The following is an 18,122-nucleotide window of genomic DNA, read 5'->3' on the forward strand; positions in this document are numbered from 1 at the left end:
CAGTTCGATCGATCCTCGCAACTTTACCGATTTCTTTAATAAAATCTAGGAGGGTGGGGCAAAGGAGAGATGCTCTTGGCTAGGATAAGACTAGGGGATTACCGATTGAGCTAGGTAAAAATTCGGGTACATTAACGGTTTTTCCATTGATAGGAGCTAGTTTTTCGAGGACAAAGTCAGGAACTTTGGCTTCTTGGCCTTTTACCTGACAACAATCGCGCAGGGCGATTAAAAAACCTTTGGGTGTGGTGTCTAGGTGTTTTAGCCATTCCCACCATTGACTATCATTATCCCGATAGAGGTCGAGCAGGTGCAAAGCCGCTAAATATTCAGCGATGGGATCGAGAGCGAAACGGAGACGATCTTGGGCAGGTCCGACGATTTGGATAAGATGTAGGCGTTGTTCCAGATATTTTAGGCGAATTTCTGCGGTATTATCGGCCAAAGCCAGCAAAATATCTTCAATTGCGGCGGTGTTCGGCTGATAGGTACTTTTCAAGCATTCCCAAGCCACAATTTTCGCTGTTTTCTGTACTATGCGATCTTCTAATTTATCTTTGTGGACATCCCGATTCAGTTCGTTAATATAATGAAGCATTAAATCAGGGACGTTATCGGGCAACGAGGCGGTCAGAGTTTGGGCTGATTCCACTTTAGAGGCGATCATTTGTTCGGCATAAAGTTTCGCCAAGAAGACGGTGATATTGCCGCGGTCGACGATCTGAGATAGGTGACGACAGGCATCGAAAAATTCAGGATCGGGAAAGAGTTCCCGTTTGCCTCGTTCCCTCAGATAAGCATCCATGAAAGACGATAGGTGATTACCTTCAATCCGCAGGGGTTGAATGGTAGTTTTAACAACATGACCGAGGACTTCCCGAAGGCGAGAGGTAATTAGCAAAGCCTTGGCGGGACAATCGGGCATTTCCGGACGAATGAGATCGCGGGTTTCGGTACTCATTTCCGAGAGATGATCGACAATAACGAGGATACGCTGTTTTCTAAGCAGTTGTTCGAGAAGTTTTGCCGAAATAGGGTCGGTATCTTGTCCTAACTCGTCGTTGAGTTGTCCCAAAATCGCATCGGTAAAGGGACATTTATCGTGATCGGGGTCGGGATCGAGATCGTCTTCGATCAGTACCGGTAACATTCGATGTTTAAGGATTCGCTCGTTTTCGTCCTCGGACATCGCCCATTGGGCAATCTGACAGGCAAGACTGGTTTTGCCTGAACCGCCTTCACCCCAAATCAACAGGTTTTTTTGTGTGGCAAAGGTATTTTGCAGGTGTTTGGGAGTGAGTTGGGCGATGGTCATCCGTTCATTTAAAACTACTGGACTAGGAACGTGAACCAGTCTTTTTTCTACCGTGTCTTTTTGTTGAAAGGCTTCTCGTACCGATTTGATGTGAACCGCCACCCAAGCATCTAAAACTCGTCCATGATATTTGAGGGGAGAGAGTAAACGTAAAAAAGTCACCGTTACAGAACCGATCTCGGAAACGAGCGGATTGCTAATCTTGGAGGCGGTTTCCAATGTCCCTAACAAATCATCATCGAGTTTCAATAACCAGAGTGGTTTTAACCAGAACATTCCACCGTAGGAACTCAGTACAATCACCACGGCCCATGCCCAGGGATTTTTGAGTATATCGTGTAGGATAAACTGTTCTGCTTGGATCATTCTGAGAATCTCTAGCTGTTGCTCGGTTTTTCTAATCTCCTGTTCATAAAGAGACTGCTTCTCTTTCAGGGCTGCCAAGGCTTCATTCAAAGAATCGATCGCTTTCTTAACATCGATTTTGTTGTTCCGGGCCTGATCGGGAAAACTCTGAGCGATCGCCGCTATCGCTTGAGCAGCTTTGGGCTGTTCTTCATCCAAAGCCTTGGTAAGGCTTTCGAGGGTTTTTTGATCGCTGTTGAAATCAAAAGTATCTTTTTGTGCTATTAGCATCCCCAAAGCGGCGGCCGCATCACCTCTAACGATTGAATTGGGATCGTTTTCTAGGATGTCACGCAATTTCCCTAGGGTTTCGCGATCACTGCCTCCTATTTGTCCTAAAGCGGAAGCGACATAGGAGCGTAGGGTATAATTTCGGTCGTCTAAAGCCGTGCGAAGTTCGGGGATAGTCTCTTGAAGAGCTTTACGAATCCCGCTATCTTTGCTATTTTGGGCGATTCTGCCCAAAGCATCGGCGGCTTCTTTGCGGACAACCCAAGAGGGGTCACCTAAAGCTTGATGAAAAAGTTCTACTAAAGCTAGGTCTGGGGTGACAATTTGTCCTAAAGCTTTGGCCGCACTAGCGCGCAGATGACTATTGGTATCTTGTTTCAGGATACCTTCGAGTATCGGAATCGCCCCCGCATTTTTAGGTACATTTTTATCGATATCAAAAATACTCACGAGGGTTTCTATCGCTAATCCCCGCAGTTCATCGTTATTATCTGGGTTTTTTAGCACCTCTACCAGTTCATGGACTACGGGGATCGCCCCAATGCCTCGCAACGCCCAAATGACACTTTTCCGCATTTCGGGGGGTTGAGAGGGATCGAGGAGCAGCTCTTTTAGTGGGGGTATGGCATCTTCTGCCTCTGTGCCGATGCCCCTCAAAACATAAGCGGCATTTTTCCTGACTTCTAAGGGTACGGTCGATTCTTGAACCGTGGCAATTACCGAACAGAAGATCGGGTCCTGTCGTTTTCCTTCCCAATCGCTCAGGGGATATAAGTCTTTACTCCATTGATTAACTATTTGTAACTGTTGTGACAAGGTTTTAGTCTTGATCTGTTCAATTTTAGATTTAACTTCTGGAGAATTTATTTGTTCCAGGGTACAGGTAACAGCCCCAGCACTACCGGAAGAATTTAAGAGGGAAACTAGGCTCAACAACGTGGCACTTATCCCAGTCAACGGTGAATAACGGAGATGTTTATTCATGGTTTTACCTCCCAACTAATATAAAACAAAAAGACTACATCCTTAAGTTTTTAAATAAATAACTACCCTGCTCTACAGCCCATCTAAGCCTCGAACCCATTCTATCGTTATAATTTTTTTAAATCTCTAATACTTAACAATAATTAATAGATATTTGTTAAAATCAACGAAAAGATAAAGGCTCCCTCAAACTTGCTGGCACAACGAGAAGAACTATATCGCTCTTCTAGGACTCTAGGCAGAGAAATGATAGTAGCGAAAGACATAGATTTTAGCCATTAAACTACTTTGTTAGTACAAGGTGTCAAGGCGAGCCGTGATTGGGTTGTCGCTCTTGGAGATGTCTAATCTTCAGTAAATATTTTCTCGTATATTTTTTGGTCTAACCCAACTCGGTATGTCTATATATAAATGTGTTTTGCTTGTATTGCAGCTGTTTCACAAGTCATTTAAAACCCAGATTGGCAAACCCTAGTAATACAAAATCCTGTTTAAAAGGTATAGGGGAGCGGGGGGAAACAATCCATAACTGGGTTTTTACAGTTGGATTCCCAGTTAATCCCACTTCCCACTATCAAAAACGGATTTGCTATGAAACCCCCCTGAACGGTTACTTTTTATCTCTGTCGTTTATTCCCTATCTTCCTTCACAGTTCGATCGATCCTCGCAACTTTACCGATTTCTTTAATCTTATCCGCTTCGGGGATTAACTGGGTCGGCGGCGGCGACTATTTCAAGAGGAAGGAGGCAATTCTAAGGGGATAGCCCCGATTATTCCCTTACGAAAATCATTGAGTAACTGCATGGCTGCCCTTTCTTTATCTTCTTGATATTTGAGATTGGCCAATGTTTCGATAAAATCCTCCCCGGTCATGTCTAGAGTATTCAACCCATAACGAGATTGTAAAAGACCTTCATAGTGTAATTCTATTAATAAATCGACAAAAGCCGCCGCTATCCTTTGGTTATCATAACCAGCATCCCCAATATCCTCACAGATAGCTAATTTCACCGCATCCCTTTGATTATCTAAACGGGAAGGAATCACCCCCGGCGCGTCTAATAGTTCTAAGGTGTCGGAAATTCGTACCCATTGTAATTGTCGCGTTACTCCGGCCCTGCGGGCGCTGGCGACGACTTTTCGCCCTAATAAACGGTTAATCAGGGCAGATTTGCCCACATTGGGAAACCCGATCACCACGGCACGCACTGGACGCGGTAACATTCCTCTCAGTTGACGTTTTTGGTTAATTTCATCGCCAATTTTTTCCGCCGCTTTGATAATTGCTTTGACTCTTTCTCCCTGTTTAGCGTTAGTAAAATAGACGGTTTCTCCTTGACTTTTAAACCATGTTACCCATTGTTGCTGGGCAGATTCGGGAATCATATCGAGACGATTTAAGATTAACAAGCGCGGTTTATTGCCAATCCAATCGTCCACCTGGGGATGATGGGAAGCTAAGGGAATGCGAGCATCGCGCACTTCTAGGACCACATCCACGAGTTTAAGATGTTCCTTGAGTTTTCTTTCCGCTTTGGCAATATGACCGGGATACCATTGAATTAACGACATGGGAGATGGGAGTATAAAATTAAATCTTATCAGAAATAGTCCCTAGATAGCTAAGTAGGTAGGTTTTAAAAATTGTCAGATTCCCCCTTATTAAGCTATCCATTACTCACATCTTTCTTAACATAAAATTTGACAAAAAGAAAAAAGTGTGCCTGATGGCTCAAGGGAGTTCTATGGGGGAACTAATTTGATCAGATAGTTTGCAAGTCTGGCTGATATCATCTAACCTTCGCGGTTCCAAGCAAATAGTTTCAACGCTGAGCTCACGACCGAAGCCTGAGAGAAGCCGAAGGGTCGCCTTTTCTCCCTAAAAAAAACCAAGAGAAGCAATTATTAAGTTTAAACTGGTTCTGTCTTGAACTGCCAAAACTATTGGATGTTCTTTGATTCTTTCTACTGTACTTTTAGCTTGGGCGGCAATTAGATTTGAGGGTTGAAAATAGGGTGAATTCCCAAAGTCGTAGGTGGCACTGGCGGCGGCTAAATTTCCCGATACTTGTGAGACACTTATTTATACTAGGTTGGCTGGCGAAGTTGTCCACGATACTGATTAATCCTTTCTTTCTTCTCGTGTCCCCTAGGTCTGCATACTGTAATTCTTGGGCTGCCCATTTCTCTATTTTTTTGCTCACCTCGACCTTGATATTAAATCCGTTGAGTATAGGCTACATATCAAGACAGGCACTCATGCAAGAGGCAAGAGGCAACAGGAAGAATAAATAATCAGTCTTTAACAACCGGATTTGGCATGATTCCTTCTTTCAAAACTATGTCTATCAATCGTTTCCCTTTTTTAGTTTCTTCTCTTTTTGTTAAGAAAGCTCTGACTAATCGATAGCTTAATAAGGGGGGGTTGACAATTTTTAACACCTACCTACTTATTTTTTGCCTCTTGCCTGACTGGGAGTCGCAAGTCTAAGCTAAGAATAACCGGCCAACCCGTCCCGACCACCGGATAACTGATAGAATGAATGATTCTAACGCTAATTCTCCCGCTCAATCCTCAGAAGAGACAATAGATGAAACCAATTGGGTAGATCTGGGGGAAGAGGGGCAACCTCTAGATAAACCCACTGCCAAACCTATCCAACCATCTCCTCTCAAGTCTATCGCTACCCTGATCACGGTGGAAACGGCTTTTTTGGCCAGTGCTACCAGTTTAATCTGGTTAATTGACTATTATTTTCCCCTCGGACCGTTATTAAGGGTTTTCTTCCCGATTCCTGTCGCTTTAGCCTATTTACGTTGGGGCGCTCGTTGTGCTTGCATGACAGCATTAGTTTCTAGTTTACTTTTGTCGGTGTTAATGGGACCGACTCGCAGTATCGTCTTTTTGATTCCCCACGGCCTGATGGGGTTACAATTGGGGCTATGCTGGCGCCGGGGTGCGCGCTGGGAATTTTCTATCTTGACTGGGGGACTGTTGGGGGCTTTTGGTTTATTCTTTCGTTTTTGGTTGTTTTCAATTCTTTTAGGCGAAAATCTCTGGTTATATGTGATTACCCAAGCGACTAATTTTATTGATTGGATTTTCACCTGGTTAGGGATTCTCGCTAAACCGACGCTGCTGCAAGTGCAATCGTTAGCAGTTGTGGGTATATTTGTCAATAGTTTATTATACTTATTTGCCGTGCATTTAGTGGCGTTATTAGTTCTTGATCGCCTTGGGAATCCGATTTCTCGTCCGCCCAAATGGGTGCAGGTCATACTAGATTATGAGTGATTATTTAGCGCTTTATCGTCAGTAAGCTAAGACGTAGTTAGGGTTTGCGGCAAAAAGTTTTTCGTGGGGACAGGGTGTGGGGTGTGGGGTGTAGGGTTTTACTGGTTTTGAGGTGGCCAATTACCTAATTTTCAGGGAAAAAGTGCCTAAATTTTCCCCCCGATCACTCCCAGGCCCGGAACTTTTTGATTTCAAAAAAGCCTCAAGATATTATCCAACAAGGTTTTTAGATTTATTCAGCAAACCGTAGTTAAACCGCTTATTCTTAGATTAGCCGAATCTCCCCCAATCCCTTTACTGCTGCCTCTTGCCTCGTCTCAACAAGCAATTTAAATTACCAACAGCTTATCTCCAGTCAACTTTTAATTGAGTGTTTAATCAAGGCCGTAATTTGGCCGTGGCCCGATGGTTAGAGGGGAAAGGTTATCGACTATACCGTTATCGTCCCTACCTGCAAGAATTGCTAGAAATCGAGTCAGAAGCGGATTTACGGGGAGTTTTGAACGTTATCGCCTTGTCTGAACAGGAATTAAGGGATTTAAGGAAACCGTCAATCTGGTCATCTCGTCAATAATCCCAACTAGACTAACGGGTTAATTAATTCTTGAGAAAGCCAAAAGGGGATAAAAAGGGAATTTTAGCCTGAAAAGTCAGCTAGATAGCTTTTTAGGTCTATTTTATTGCCTATCATGCCTCTTGACTGCTGAATTATAGCCCCTGACTCCTTTCTTACCCCGAAAAATTTATCTTGGTCAGGGGATCATCGTCTTGTCAGAGAGTGACCGAGTGAGTTATAGTCGTCTATAAGACTCGATTAAAGCATTTCTTAAAAGAATCGTGGTTTTTGGAAAATCGAAAAGTGCGCTATTTTCCCTTCCACAGAAACCTGTTGCCGAGGGGAGTAACTCAAAAACTCCTTTTTTCCTAGATTCTGATAGACAGAACCGGCGGAAACGGATAAAAAATGCTGTTATCGAGCAAGACTCAGGGATTAATTGAAAATCTCGTCTCCTGGCTGTGCTTACCTAATTGTCGGTCAAGCCGGCACTTGCCAAACAGACTTAACAACTGAAACCAAGACTCAGTTCCCACGTCTGAGAGGCAGATGAACATCAAGATGAGGCTTTAACGATGCGGACTCATCTTCTTAGAACTTTCTTAACAAGACCAGATTTCCAGAAGTAGCCTCAAAGCATAGACAAATAGCCCATAGTCCGTCGCTTTTGAAACCGAAAGATTGAGGAAATTGAATGCCAAAACAAATAATCATAGCCGAACAACACCATATAGCGGCTGTTTTTTGGGAAGATCAAATTCAGGAATTAGTTGTAGCCACAGGTAATCAGCAGGTGGGCGACATCTATTTAGGATTAGTAGAAAATGTCATCCCCGGGATAGATGCGGCCTTTGTCAATATTGGCGATGCGGAACGCAATGGCTTTATTCATGTCACCGACCTGGGCCCCTTAAGACTGAAAAAAACCGCCGGTGCTATCACGGAATTACTGGCCCCCCAGCAAAAAGTGCTGGTACAGGTAATGAAGGAACCCACCGGCAACAAGGGACCGCGGCTAACGGGAAATGTCACTCTCCCCGGTCGTTATCTGGTATTGATGCCCAATGGTCGCGGGGTGAATCTCTCCCGTCGCATCCGCAGTGAAGACGAGCGCTCCCGTTTACGAGCTTTAGCGATTTTGGTCAAACCGGCGGGGATGGGTTTGCTGGTACGCACCGAGGCCGAAGGCAAAGCGGAAGAAGCGATTATCGAGGATTTGGAATTTCTGCAAAAACAGTGGGAGAGCATCCAACAGATGGCCGTCAGCAGCCGCGCCCCGGCCCTGCTTAACCGCGATGATGACTTTATTCAAAGGGTTTTGCGGGATATGTACAGTGCCGATGTCAATCGCATTGTTGTTGATAACCCGGTGGCGGTAAAACGAGTTAAACAGCAATTGACGAACTGGGGCGGCGGCAAAGCTCTCGAAGGGGTTTATATCGACTCCCATCGGGAAACCCAGCCAATTCTCGACTATTTCCGGGTTAACGCCGCCATTCGCGAGGCCCTGAAACCCCGGGTTGATTTACCATCCGGCGGCTACATTATCATCGAACCGACGGAAGCTTTAACGGTAATTGATGTTAACTCCGGTTCCTTTACCCGTTCGGCCACGGCCCGAGAAACCGTACTCTGGACTAATAGCGAGGCTGCCACAGAAATCGCCCGACAACTGCGCTTGAGAAATATCGGCGGTGTGGTGGTGGTGGACTTCATCGATATGGATTCCCGTCGCGACCAGTTGAAACTGCTGGAATTGTTTAATAAGGCCCTGAAAAGCGATAAGGCCCGGCCCCAGATTGCCCAATTATCGGAATTGGGGTTAGTGGAATTAACTCGTAAGCGTCAGGGGAAAAACATTTATGAATTATTCGGCAAAACCTGTGACCATTGCGGCGGACTGGGCCATTTAGCCCATCTACCCGGAGAAGGCAACGCCATCGCCCTAGAAACCCCCACCGTTAGCCGCGCGGAAAGAGAAACCTTTGTTGTTACGCCGACTAATACAAAAGTTCTACCCGATAAGAGCGCTCCTAGCGTTGCGGCTGCCGAACCCTATCTAGAAGTTTTCTCCGAATTTGAGGCCGAAGAAAACGCCCAAGGGATGGATCTTTCCTTCCACCCCAACTATCAAGAACAGGTTAATAATTCTCGCCGTCGCCGTCGCCGTCGTCCCTCGGAACTGTTGCTAAAAGAGGAACGAACCGAAAAAGCCTCTACTAACGGTATTAACAACGAAATCGAGCCGGAATCAGAACCACAACGCCTGGAGGAAAAACGAGAACGCCCCGCCCGTCTCTCGAAACGGGGAGAAGATGCCGGCGCCGCCAAAAATATCCCCGTCAGCGAACGGGAGCGGGTTTCCGTGGAAATGACCCAGGTAGAACAGGAAGTTTATTCTTTAATGGGCATTTCTCCCCTGATTCTGGTGGATAAGGAGTTTAAAGACCCGAAATCGGTGATTGTTTCCGTGAAACTGGCAGGGGAAAGGGAGGCGGAAAACCCAGAAACGCCTCCCACTCCTGAAATATCCTTGACTCCTACCCTAGAAGTCGAGGACACAGCCGCCGCCGCCCCAGTAGAGGCGACGGAAACTGGCGAGGAAGCCGAAAATCGTCCCTTAGTGCGCCGTCGTCGTCGTTCCACCACTAGCGAAGTTAGTCAGGAAATCGACCAAGAAGCTAGTGCGCCAGTGACTTTTACGCCCGAACCGATTGCGACCGAAACTCCAGTTTTTCTCGGCGAAGTCATTCCTTTAGAGACCCCGGTGAGCGCCGAGGTGACAGAGGAGCCACAACTAGAGGCTGAAACCGCAGTGCTGGGTCGTCGTCGTCGTCGTTCCTCCGCCACTGTCGATGAGTCATGAGCGCAGAACCCTTAATTGCCGGTGTCGATGAGGTGGGGCGCGGGGCTTTATTTGGCCCCGTGGTGGCGGCGGTAGTGGTCACTGTCCCCTCTTGTTTTGGGCGGCTGTGGGAGTTGGGGGTGAAGGATAGTAAGCAACTTAGCCCCCAAAAACGGCAAAAATTGAGCCGGCAAATACAACGGGATTTTGTTTGTCGCATCGGTTATGCTACGGTGAAAGAGATTGATCGCTTGAATATTTTTCATGCCTCCCTACTGGCAATGAGCAGAGCCATCCAGAAATTACCCCTTTCCCCCGGTCTCTGCTGGATCGATGGCAAGCACATTATTAAAGATTTGTCAATCCCCCAAAAGGCGGTAATTCAGGGAGATCAAAAATCCCCAGTAATTGCGGCGGCTAGTATCGTAGCGAAAGTCTGGCGCGATGACTTAATGACTCGTTGGCACAGACGCTATCCCGATTATGGACTCGCTCGTCACAAGGGTTATGGCACTGCTCAACACCTAGAAGCGATTGGCAACCATGGACTTACTTCTCAGCACCGGCTCTCTTTTAGTCCCTGTCAACAAATCCGCGTCAGTCCCCACCCAAGGACGGAGTGGGGTGGGGATGGCGATTGAGGGGTTTACTCACTGAGAACTGATGCCAGGGCCTGACGGGCAATTTTTGTGACGTAGAGGGTGACGGCAACGGTAGCGATAAAACCAATAAGGCGAATAGTCCATAGTAAAACTGGGTTAGTGGCTGGTGCCGAGGTCCCGATAGTGGCAAGACTGCCCGCTAAAGAGCCAATATAGACATACATTATCGTCCCCGGAATCATGCCCGCGCAACCTATTAGATAATCTTTCAGAGAAACCCCGGTGACACCATAGGCATAATTGAGCAGAGTAAAGGGAAATATGGGAGATAAACGGGTTAAAAGCACTATTTTTAAACCTTCTTTCCCCACAGCTTCATCGATAGCTTGAAATTTATTATTACCTTGAATTTTTTCCGCCACCCAACCCCTAGCCAGATAACGTCCCACCAAAAAAGCGGCAGTAGCGCCGATAGTTGCCCCGATAAAGACGTAAAAAGAGCCTAAAACCACGCCAAAAACCACACCAGCCCCTAAAGTCAGGATTGAACCTGGAAAAAAGGCCACAGTAGCTAGAATATAGATAATTATAAACGCGATCGCTCCCACGGCTCCCAAACTATCCACCCAAGTTAAGGCATGGAAAAGAATAGTTTGAGGGTTAAAACCGGTAGAGGCACTGGATTCGAGGGCAAAAGCGGGGGGAGTAGTCAGGAAAAAAACAAGGCTAAATGTAGTTAATAACAGTAAATGCCTGATAATCACAGTTTTTCCTAAGGGCAAAAACTTGGAAATAATCATAAAAAGTCCCTATAAGGAATGAAAAAAGAGAGATTGAACTATAGAAGCGAATTAAATAGAACTGGGGCTATTCTACCCCGATTATCATTGTTTAGACCAGAAAGGCAATCCTGAAAATTCCCAGAAAATCCCTCTCTCTCCTGGAAGATAAGACAGGCAACAGCCCGGTAATTTTTGCTGTTTACTTGATAAGCTAAGACGCATCTTAACCGCCTATCCTTAGATTAGCTGAATCTCCCCTAATCCCTTTACTTTTGCCTCTTGCAAGAGTGCAAGAGTGCCTCATCTCAATAAGCAATTTAAATGCGCGGGCAGCTTATTACACCTTGCCGTCTCTGGGGAAAAAATGTCACAATTAGAAATAATTAGCATTGGATATAGCAATCAATCTATGAAAATCCTCCCCAAGGTCAAAGCCCCCACCTTCGTGCAAATGGCACAATGGATCATTAATCCCGTAGCTTTTATGGAAAATGCCGCCCGCAAGCATGGCGATATTTTTAGCACAAAAGTGGGTTTAACTGTAGATAATTTTATCTTTGTCAGTAGTCCTGCGGCTCTACAACAGGTTTTAACTAATGACCGGAAACAATTTTCGGCACCAGGGGAAGCAAATCGGATTATTGCCCCGATTATTGGTGATTATTCCGTCGTCATGTTAGACGGGGACATCCATAAAAAACGCCGTCAGCTTTTATTGCCACCTTTTCACGGGGAAAGAATGCGTTTCTACGGCGATTTAATCCGCGATATTACCCTGAGAGTAATGGCAGAATTGCCCCAAAATCAACCTTTTAAAGCCCGTTCAGCGACCACAGCGATTGCTTTACAAGTAATTATGGAGGCAGTTTTTGGAATTAGTCAAGGGGAACGTTATCAAACCCTGAAAAAAATTCTGGCTGAAATGCTCGATATTTTTAACTCTCCGGTGATGGCTTCTTTGTTATTTTTTCCAATTTTGCGGGCTGATTTGGGTGCTTGGAGTCCCTGGGGAAAATACCGGCGTTCCCAAGAAAAAATTGATGATATCATCTATACAGAAATTGCCGAAAGAAAAGCTAATCCTAACCCGAATCGCACCGATATTTTATCACTACTGATGTCGGCCCGGGATGAAGAAGGCAACCCGATGAGCGATAAGGAATTGCGCGATGAATTAATGACCTTATTATTCGCAGGTCATGAAACCACCGCCACCGCTATGTCTTGGGCGCTCTACTGGACTCATCGCTATCCAGAAATTCAAGCAAAAATTCTGCAAGAAATAGCCACTTTAGGAGATAATCCTAACCCCATTGACATAACTCGATTACCCTATCTTTCGGCAGTTTGTTCGGAAACTTTACGCATTCATCCCGTGGGAATGTTAACTTTTCCGCGAGTAGTGGAAAAACCGGTAGAACTAGATGGTTATCCTTTAGAAAAAGGGACAATTCTTATGGGTTGTATTTATCTGACCCACCACCGCGAGCAAACTTTCCCCGATTCCCATACTTTTAAACCAGAACGCTTTTTAGAAAAACAATTCACCCCCTACGAATATATGCCTTTTGGTGGTGGGGCGCGTCGTTGTATCGGGGAAGTTTTAGCTATCTACGAGATGAAAATCGCTATCGCCACAATTTTGGCCAATTATCAGTTAACTCTAGTTAATAATACCCCCGAAAAACCCAGCCGTCGCGGTTTAACCCTTGCTCCCTCGCGAGGAGTTCCCATGGTCTTAAAAGGACGACGGGAACCTCTGGTGACTGCCCCCATGCTCGCCGAAATTTCTTAAAAAAACTGACAAAATATTGTACAATCAGAGTTGTGGTATCCCATATCATAACTCTGCTTTTTTGTCAATAAAATTGGGGATAATTATGGTCTTAATTCGTTTAGCTAAATCTTGGCAAATTTCCGAAAATGAAGTTACTTCCGAAAGTGTTTATTTTAACCGTCGTCGCTTTTTACAGGGGTTAATCGGGGCAGGAATTGCGGGGAGTTCCCTATTATTAACTGCTTGTGGTAAATCCTCCTCCTCGGAAGCTTTAGAAAAAAGTTTGCAATTACCTAAAATTGCAGGGTTCAGCAAGAATCCGAATTTTTTAACGGTAAATCGCCCCATAGTTGCCGAAACTGTAGCGGGGAGATATAACAATTTTTATGAGTTCGGAGGGGGGAAAAATATCTGGTTAAAAGCGCAGAAATTACCGACGAATCCCTGGACGGTAGAAGTGGGAGGATTGGTAAAAAATCCCCAGACCTACGATATAGATACTATTAAAAAAACCTTCCCTCTCGAAGAAAGAATCTATCGTTTTCGTTGTGTGGAAGCTTGGTCAATGGTGTTACCTTGGCTGGGTTTTCCGATGAGTGCTTTAATCGCAGCGGTGGAACCAAAACCAGAAGCTAAATTCGTCCGTTTTACCTCCTTTTATGATCCCGAAATTACCAAGGGGCCAGGATTACATTTAGGAGCCTTACCCTGGCCCTATACAGAAGGTTTAAGAATTGAAGAAATGGCCAACGAATTAGCTTTCTTTGCTGTGGGAATTTTCGGACATGATTTACCGAAACAACACGGCGCACCCTTGCGAATGGTTATTCCTTGGAAATACGGTTTTAAAGGAGCAAAATCGATAGTAAAAGTTGAATTTACCGCCAAACAACCCGCCACCTACTGGAACACAATTGACGCTCACGAATACGATTTTGAGGCTAATGTAAACCCCAGTAAACCCCATCCCCGTTGGTCGCAAGCAACGGAGAAATTTATCGGCAGTAGAAGTGATTTATCTTGGGAAATTATCGAAACTCTGCCCTATAATGGCTACGGTGAATATGTGGCTAGTTTGTATAGTTAATTTTGATGATTATCCTCGTTTTATTCAGTTTAACTAAGTATCTATGGACAATAAAACTCTGTACGAACAAGACTTTTATCTCTGGATTAGAACTACTATTAATCAACTGCAAGCGAGACAGTTTGAGCGGGTAGATTTAGAGAATTTACTAGAGGAATTAGCAAGTATGGGAAGGAGTGAAAAGCGCAAAATCGAAAATCTTTTGATTCAATTACTGGTACATTTGCTGAAACTAACTTACTGGACAGGAGAAAAATCTAGAAATGAGGGTCACTGGAAGGGAGAAATTCTCAACTTTCGCCGACAAATAATCGAAGAAATTAAAGATAGCCCTAGTTTAAAACCCTATATTCTGGAAATCTTTGAGGAATGCTATCAATTTTCTAGAAAAGAGGCTCAAGTTAGAACTCAATTACCCCTCGATACTTTCCCCGTTATTCCCATTGGTTCCCTTGAACAAATTCTCGATGAAGATTGGTTTCCTGCGGGCGATAATCTGGAAATATAGCCATCAGTTAGACTGCTCCATACTGCTGTAACAAAAAACAACTATCCCCCGATAGCGATCGCTAAAGGTCGAATAATTGTAAGTTTTTGTCAAGGGGTGCGGTCAGACAGAGGAATCATCGCTAGAATGAGCCTAATTGTCAGAAATTTAGTTAAACAAGGTTTTTGGCAATATGCTAATCTGGCTAACACGCTTTTGGGCGTGATATAGGGGAAACTTCTGGTGATCACGCCTAAATGGGGTAATATGCCGAAAGTTGACCCATATCGTTACCCCAGAGAGTGTTGTACGGAAAGTTTCTCTATAATTAATAGTTAGGTGAACCTTCCCACTAAAGCTAAACCCCTTGATCTGCCGTATCAGAAAATCAGTGAAACAGCGCAAAGTCATATTAGTGAGATAAATTCGTGGAAAATCCAACTATGAGTATTCAGCAAACTAATTCTCGACAATTCAAATTTAGGCAACCTTTATGCGGTGCTTTTATCATTTTTGGCTTTGTTTCATTTATTCCGTTACTGGGAGCTTTCTTATCAGGGAATGGTTTTAGGTTGACATGCCAAAGAGCAAAGTTATATGAAGGAACGTGCGAAATAGCTATAGGATCATTCTTTAAACGAGAAAGAGTCTCATTTGAATTATCTGCACTGTCCATGTCCAAGACAGAAAAATCAAGTAGCCGAGATAGCGAATCGGGAGAATACTGTCACTTGCCGACTGTAGTAGTGAAGCAAGATGCTTCCCTTAGAGTTTTTACCATGATACCGGGTATTTGTTCTGAGCTTGAAGCAAATAGAGTTGTCCGTGAAATTAATTACTTTATTTCAACTCCCACAGAAGACCAGCTTGATATTCACCGAGGAAGCTGGAAAGAAGTTTTATTGTACTCCCGCCCATTTTTGTTAATGGGGTTGTTAATGTCAGCTTTAGTAGCGCGTGATAGCTTCTCAGTCTGTATATTCGATCTCGATCGTAACTGTTTTACAATCACTCGCAAGAGGTGGTTCCGCACCACAAATATAGAGGAGTTTCCTCTATCTGCAATTGAATCGATCGATCTTGAAACTCAAGATAATGGTATGTCAATAGAAGATAAGGCTATTATAAAACTGAACTCTGGCAAAGAAATTGCATTACCTCATGGTAATTGTAGCAACCAAAAATTAGTTTCTGATCTGCGACAATTTCTAAATTTTGGATAATCTTTATAAAATGCTTACAAAACACCTAATAAGGGCTTGCAGCGGAACAGAGCAATGCGTTAGGGTATGATCCAAAGTGTACTACCTACTGTCCGCTGAAGGGTAATGATTCGGTAGTAGTGGCGTAGCTCTCTTGCTTACCTGGTATGAATTGTGTTAAATATTTATTAATAAAAATAATTGGCTCGAATCAGCTGTAGGGTGCGTTCCCTAATGTGGCTCCCACTGCTCCAGCGATCGATTTTGGGGAACGCACCATGCACATTAATTGAAGCTGTGGTCTAAATTTGATCGCCGATCTTGTAGTCCGGGGCCTGGTGATACTGAATTGCCAGATATTGGAGTTCACTACTGGCTAGATGCAGGAACGAGGCTGAAATACATTTTGAAAGTCTGGGTTGAGGATTAAAGAGCTTGCGAATTAGTAGTCAGGGTGGGCGTTTGCTCACCTTGCTTTTTCATGCGGTAATATGGAATGAGATGGTGAAAGACTGAGACTATAGCTATGACGCTCGCATCAAATAAACAAACCGCTATCATTCGTACAGAGCGAGGACTGACAATCGCAGGAACCCGCATCACCCTCTATGATGTAATGGATTATGTGACTGCTCAATATCCACCTAAGTTCATTCAGGGATTATTTGATCTGACGGAAGAGCAAATTAACACTGCCCTGGCTTATATTGAGGCTCATCGTGCGGATGTGGAAGCTGAGTACCAGCAAGTTCTCAAAGAAGCTGAAGAACTCCGACAATATTATGAAGAGCAAAATCGTGAGCGAGTTGCCCGTATTGCTGCGCAACCACCTAAGCCAGGCTCCGAGGCTGCTTGGGAAAAGCTTCGAGTGGCTAAGGCAAAGCGTGAGTCGAAAGTATGATTTTTTTGATTGATCACAATCTCAAAGGTCATGCCTTGGTTTTCTTGGGTGCGATCGCAACTCAGGGCTGGCTTGATATCGTCCCGATGCAGTTCGTCACCTTTGCAGAGATGGATTTGTCGATCAACAGTGATGACAGGACGGTTTGGCGACTTGCTCAAGAGAATCAGATGATTTTGCTTACCGCTAATCGCAGTATGGAAGGGAAAGATTCCCTAGAGCAGGTCCTGCGTGAAGAAAATACCTCAGAGTCATTGCCTGTGATCACCGTTAGCAATGCTGATCGGCTTTTGAATGATTCCGAATATCGAGGTCGGTGTGTTGAAAGTCTTGTTGAGATTGTGCTTGATATTGATACCTATCGAGGCGCAAGGCGAATATTCATTCCGTGACGCGGCGAATGCTAGGGCCGTTGAAGTCTATCTGTAGGGACACGGCATAACGGGGTCTTTATACTGAATCGGTTTTTAATAGTATGATTAACTGCCAATTCAACTTGAAAAACCCGCTCCCTTCTCCCCACTGCTGTAACAAAAAACAACTATCTCCCGATAGCGATCGCTAAAGGTCGAATAATTATAAATTTTTGTCAAGGGGCGCGGTCAGACAGAGGAATTATCGCTAGAATTGGCCTAAAATTGTCAGAAATTTAGTTAAACAAGGTTTTTGGCAATATGCTAATATGGCTAACACGCTTTTGGGCGTGATACACCGAAAGTTTCTACATATCGTTACTCTGGAGAGTGTTATACAGAAAGTTGACCCATATCGTTACTCTAGAGAGTGTTATACAGAAAGTTTCTGTATAATATGTAGTTAGACAGCAAACAAAGAAGTTCTTAGAGCATCGTAACTTCATGCAGTTTAAAATTGGAGATATTTTGTCAGTCCCACTCTTTGCCCATACTCGTCATTTCTTTGTTTACATTGGTGACGGGAAAACGGTTGGATGGGGACCGTGGGACGGAATGTCGTGGATGGGTGGAAAGGGGCATGTGGAGAAAAAAGAACTATTCAAAGTTGGCTCAGAGTACAAGTGGCTAGGAAGTAATGGGAAATTTCAAGACATTACTCTAGAAAAGCGCACTGGAACAAGTAAGCAATTAATACTCGAACGCATTAACCAGGTGACCACAGGAATTGACTACCATTTAGGACACCGTAACTGCGAACATTTTGCAAATTATGTCACTGGACAAACGTTAAATTCTGAGCAAAGCGTTTTGCATCTGTTTACAGATAAAGATCCATTCACTAGCCAGCCTATGATTTATGATCTCAGCCAATTGCGTGATTCATTACTCAGGTGCAAGTACTGCGGTCCTGTGCGCTTGTCAAAAAAGGATTTTGAGAATTCTGTCTTTGTTAGCCAATTAAGAGATGGTTACTATACGTATCATCTGAGCCATTCTTTAGGAGGACAACATTTATACGTAAGTTCTGTTCCCAAGTCGAAAAATTTTGAGTTAAGTTATGACTCGATTGTTTTAGCGTATTTTGGTGCGTTCTTTGGAAGGGGTGAAATTTTGGGCATTGTTCGGCAGTTGCGTGGATGCTGAATCTAGTAGTATGTATCTGTCTAACAATTCGGGTGCAGCGGATTGAGCGAAGCCGCTTATGTGGGATGCAAAGGTTTTGGCAACCGCTGACC

14 protein-coding genes and 1 pseudogene are annotated in these 18,122 nt (G+C 44.3%); 11 read left to right on the top strand and 4 right to left on the bottom strand.

Translation table 11 applies throughout. From position 1 onward, the window contains the following. Positions 1-79 precede the first annotated feature (79 nt). The 3 genes and pseudogenes from IM473_RS05315 to IM473_RS05325 all read right to left on the bottom strand — a co-directional run. Positions 80-2,935 (bottom strand): HEAT repeat domain-containing protein, encoded by a 2,856-nt coding sequence (locus IM473_RS05315; RefSeq protein ID WP_287658095.1) that lies wholly within the window; start codon positions 2,933-2,935, stop codon positions 80-82. Positions 2,936-3,669: 734 nt separating this feature from the next. Beyond that, complete coding sequence (ylqF, locus tag IM473_RS05320; protein WP_287658096.1) at positions 3,670-4,509, bottom strand: ribosome biogenesis GTPase YlqF; 840 nt, start codon at positions 4,507-4,509, stop codon at positions 3,670-3,672. A 337-nt stretch (positions 4,510-4,846) separates the two neighbouring features. Continuing rightward, positions 4,847-5,129 (bottom strand): annotated as a pseudogene (locus IM473_RS05325) (transposase DNA-binding-containing protein); the annotation flags it as partial. A gap of 347 nt (positions 5,130-5,476) precedes the next feature. Here IM473_RS05325 and IM473_RS05330 point away from each other — a divergent pair. The 4 genes from IM473_RS05330 to rnhB all read left to right on the top strand — a co-directional run bounded on the left by IM473_RS05330 (position 5,477) and on the right by rnhB (position 10,274). Next, positions 5,477-6,232 carry a DUF2232 domain-containing protein gene (locus IM473_RS05330; protein WP_287658097.1) on the top strand — a complete coding sequence of 252 codons (756 nt, stop codon included), beginning with the start codon at positions 5,477-5,479 and terminating at the stop codon, positions 6,230-6,232. Positions 6,233-6,602: 370 nt separating this feature from the next. Beyond that, complete coding sequence (locus tag IM473_RS05335) at positions 6,603-6,806, top strand: hypothetical protein (protein ID WP_287658098.1); 204 nt, start codon at positions 6,603-6,605, stop codon at positions 6,804-6,806. 676 nt (positions 6,807-7,482) lie between these two features. Continuing rightward, positions 7,483-9,654: a ribonuclease E gene (gene rne, locus IM473_RS05340; protein WP_287658099.1), complete on the top strand. Its 2,172-nt coding sequence runs from the start codon at positions 7,483-7,485 to the stop codon at positions 9,652-9,654. Next, the gene (gene rnhB / locus IM473_RS05345; protein ID WP_287658100.1) at positions 9,651-10,274 is read left to right on the top strand and encodes a ribonuclease HII; all 624 of its coding nucleotides are present in this window, start codon (positions 9,651-9,653) and stop codon (positions 10,272-10,274) included. Before rne ends, rnhB begins: the two co-directional genes overlap by 4 nt. A 5-nt stretch (positions 10,275-10,279) precedes the next feature. Here the strand turns inward: rnhB and IM473_RS05350 are convergent, their stop codons facing one another. Beyond that, positions 10,280-11,035: a TVP38/TMEM64 family protein gene (locus IM473_RS05350; protein WP_287658101.1), complete on the bottom strand. Its 756-nt coding sequence runs from the start codon at positions 11,033-11,035 to the stop codon at positions 10,280-10,282. A 391-nt stretch (positions 11,036-11,426) separates the two neighbouring features. Between IM473_RS05350 and IM473_RS05355 the strand changes: the two genes are divergently transcribed. The 7 genes from IM473_RS05355 (at position 11,427) to IM473_RS05385 (ending at position 18,030) form a co-directional block, all read left to right on the top strand. Further along, on the top strand, positions 11,427-12,812 hold the full coding sequence (locus tag IM473_RS05355; protein WP_287658120.1) for a cytochrome P450: 1,386 nt from the start codon (positions 11,427-11,429) through the stop codon (positions 12,810-12,812). Between the two features lie 85 nt (positions 12,813-12,897). Then, positions 12,898-13,881 (top strand): protein-methionine-sulfoxide reductase catalytic subunit MsrP, encoded by a 984-nt coding sequence (gene msrP, locus IM473_RS05360; protein ID WP_287658102.1) that lies wholly within the window; start codon positions 12,898-12,900, stop codon positions 13,879-13,881. A gap of 43 nt (positions 13,882-13,924) precedes the next feature. After that, positions 13,925-14,389, top strand: a complete 465-nt coding sequence (locus tag IM473_RS05365) for a DUF29 domain-containing protein (protein ID WP_287658103.1) — start codon at positions 13,925-13,927, stop codon at positions 14,387-14,389. 422 nt (positions 14,390-14,811) lie between these two features. Beyond that, complete coding sequence (locus IM473_RS05370) at positions 14,812-15,591, top strand: hypothetical protein (protein ID WP_287658104.1); 780 nt, start codon at positions 14,812-14,814, stop codon at positions 15,589-15,591. 505 nt (positions 15,592-16,096) lie between these two features. Beyond that, complete coding sequence (locus IM473_RS05375; protein ID WP_287658105.1) at positions 16,097-16,471, top strand: DUF433 domain-containing protein; 375 nt, start codon at positions 16,097-16,099, stop codon at positions 16,469-16,471. After that, positions 16,468-16,863 (top strand): DUF5615 family PIN-like protein, encoded by a 396-nt coding sequence (locus IM473_RS05380; RefSeq protein WP_287658106.1) that lies wholly within the window; start codon positions 16,468-16,470, stop codon positions 16,861-16,863. Before IM473_RS05375 ends, IM473_RS05380 begins: the two co-directional genes overlap by 4 nt. Before the next feature lie 465 nt (positions 16,864-17,328). Further along, on the top strand, positions 17,329-18,030 hold the full coding sequence (locus tag IM473_RS05385; RefSeq protein ID WP_287658107.1) for a lecithin retinol acyltransferase family protein: 702 nt from the start codon (positions 17,329-17,331) through the stop codon (positions 18,028-18,030). The last annotated feature ends 92 nt before the right edge of the window (positions 18,031-18,122 follow it).

The sequence above is a fragment of the Microcystis sp. M015S2 genome (assembly GCF_020245945.1).
Lineage (GTDB): Bacteria > Cyanobacteriota > Cyanobacteriia > Cyanobacteriales > Microcystaceae > Microcystis.

Excerpts from the sequence above, each read along its gene's own strand:
- IM473_RS05315 (WP_287658095.1), bottom strand. The coding sequence starts at position 2,935 with ATGAATAAACATCTCCGTTATTCACCGTTGACTGGGATAAGTGCCACG.
- ylqF (WP_287658096.1), bottom strand. The coding sequence starts at position 4,509 with ATGTCGTTAATTCAATGGTATCCCGGTCATATTGCCAAAGCGGAAAGA.
- IM473_RS05330 (WP_287658097.1), top strand. The coding sequence starts at position 5,477 with ATGAATGATTCTAACGCTAATTCTCCCGCTCAATCCTCAGAAGAGACA.
- rne (WP_287658099.1), top strand. The coding sequence starts at position 7,483 with ATGCCAAAACAAATAATCATAGCCGAACAACACCATATAGCGGCTGTT.
- rnhB (WP_287658100.1), top strand. The coding sequence starts at position 9,651 with ATGAGCGCAGAACCCTTAATTGCCGGTGTCGATGAGGTGGGGCGCGGG.
- IM473_RS05350 (WP_287658101.1), bottom strand. The coding sequence starts at position 11,035 with ATGATTATTTCCAAGTTTTTGCCCTTAGGAAAAACTGTGATTATCAGG.
- IM473_RS05355 (WP_287658120.1), top strand. The coding sequence starts at position 11,427 with ATGAAAATCCTCCCCAAGGTCAAAGCCCCCACCTTCGTGCAAATGGCA.
- msrP (WP_287658102.1), top strand. The coding sequence starts at position 12,898 with ATGGTCTTAATTCGTTTAGCTAAATCTTGGCAAATTTCCGAAAATGAA.
- IM473_RS05365 (WP_287658103.1), top strand. The coding sequence starts at position 13,925 with ATGGACAATAAAACTCTGTACGAACAAGACTTTTATCTCTGGATTAGA.
- IM473_RS05370 (WP_287658104.1), top strand. The coding sequence starts at position 14,812 with ATGAGTATTCAGCAAACTAATTCTCGACAATTCAAATTTAGGCAACCT.
- IM473_RS05375 (WP_287658105.1), top strand. The coding sequence starts at position 16,097 with ATGACGCTCGCATCAAATAAACAAACCGCTATCATTCGTACAGAGCGA.
- IM473_RS05380 (WP_287658106.1), top strand. The coding sequence starts at position 16,468 with ATGATTTTTTTGATTGATCACAATCTCAAAGGTCATGCCTTGGTTTTC.
- IM473_RS05385 (WP_287658107.1), top strand. The coding sequence starts at position 17,329 with ATGCAGTTTAAAATTGGAGATATTTTGTCAGTCCCACTCTTTGCCCAT.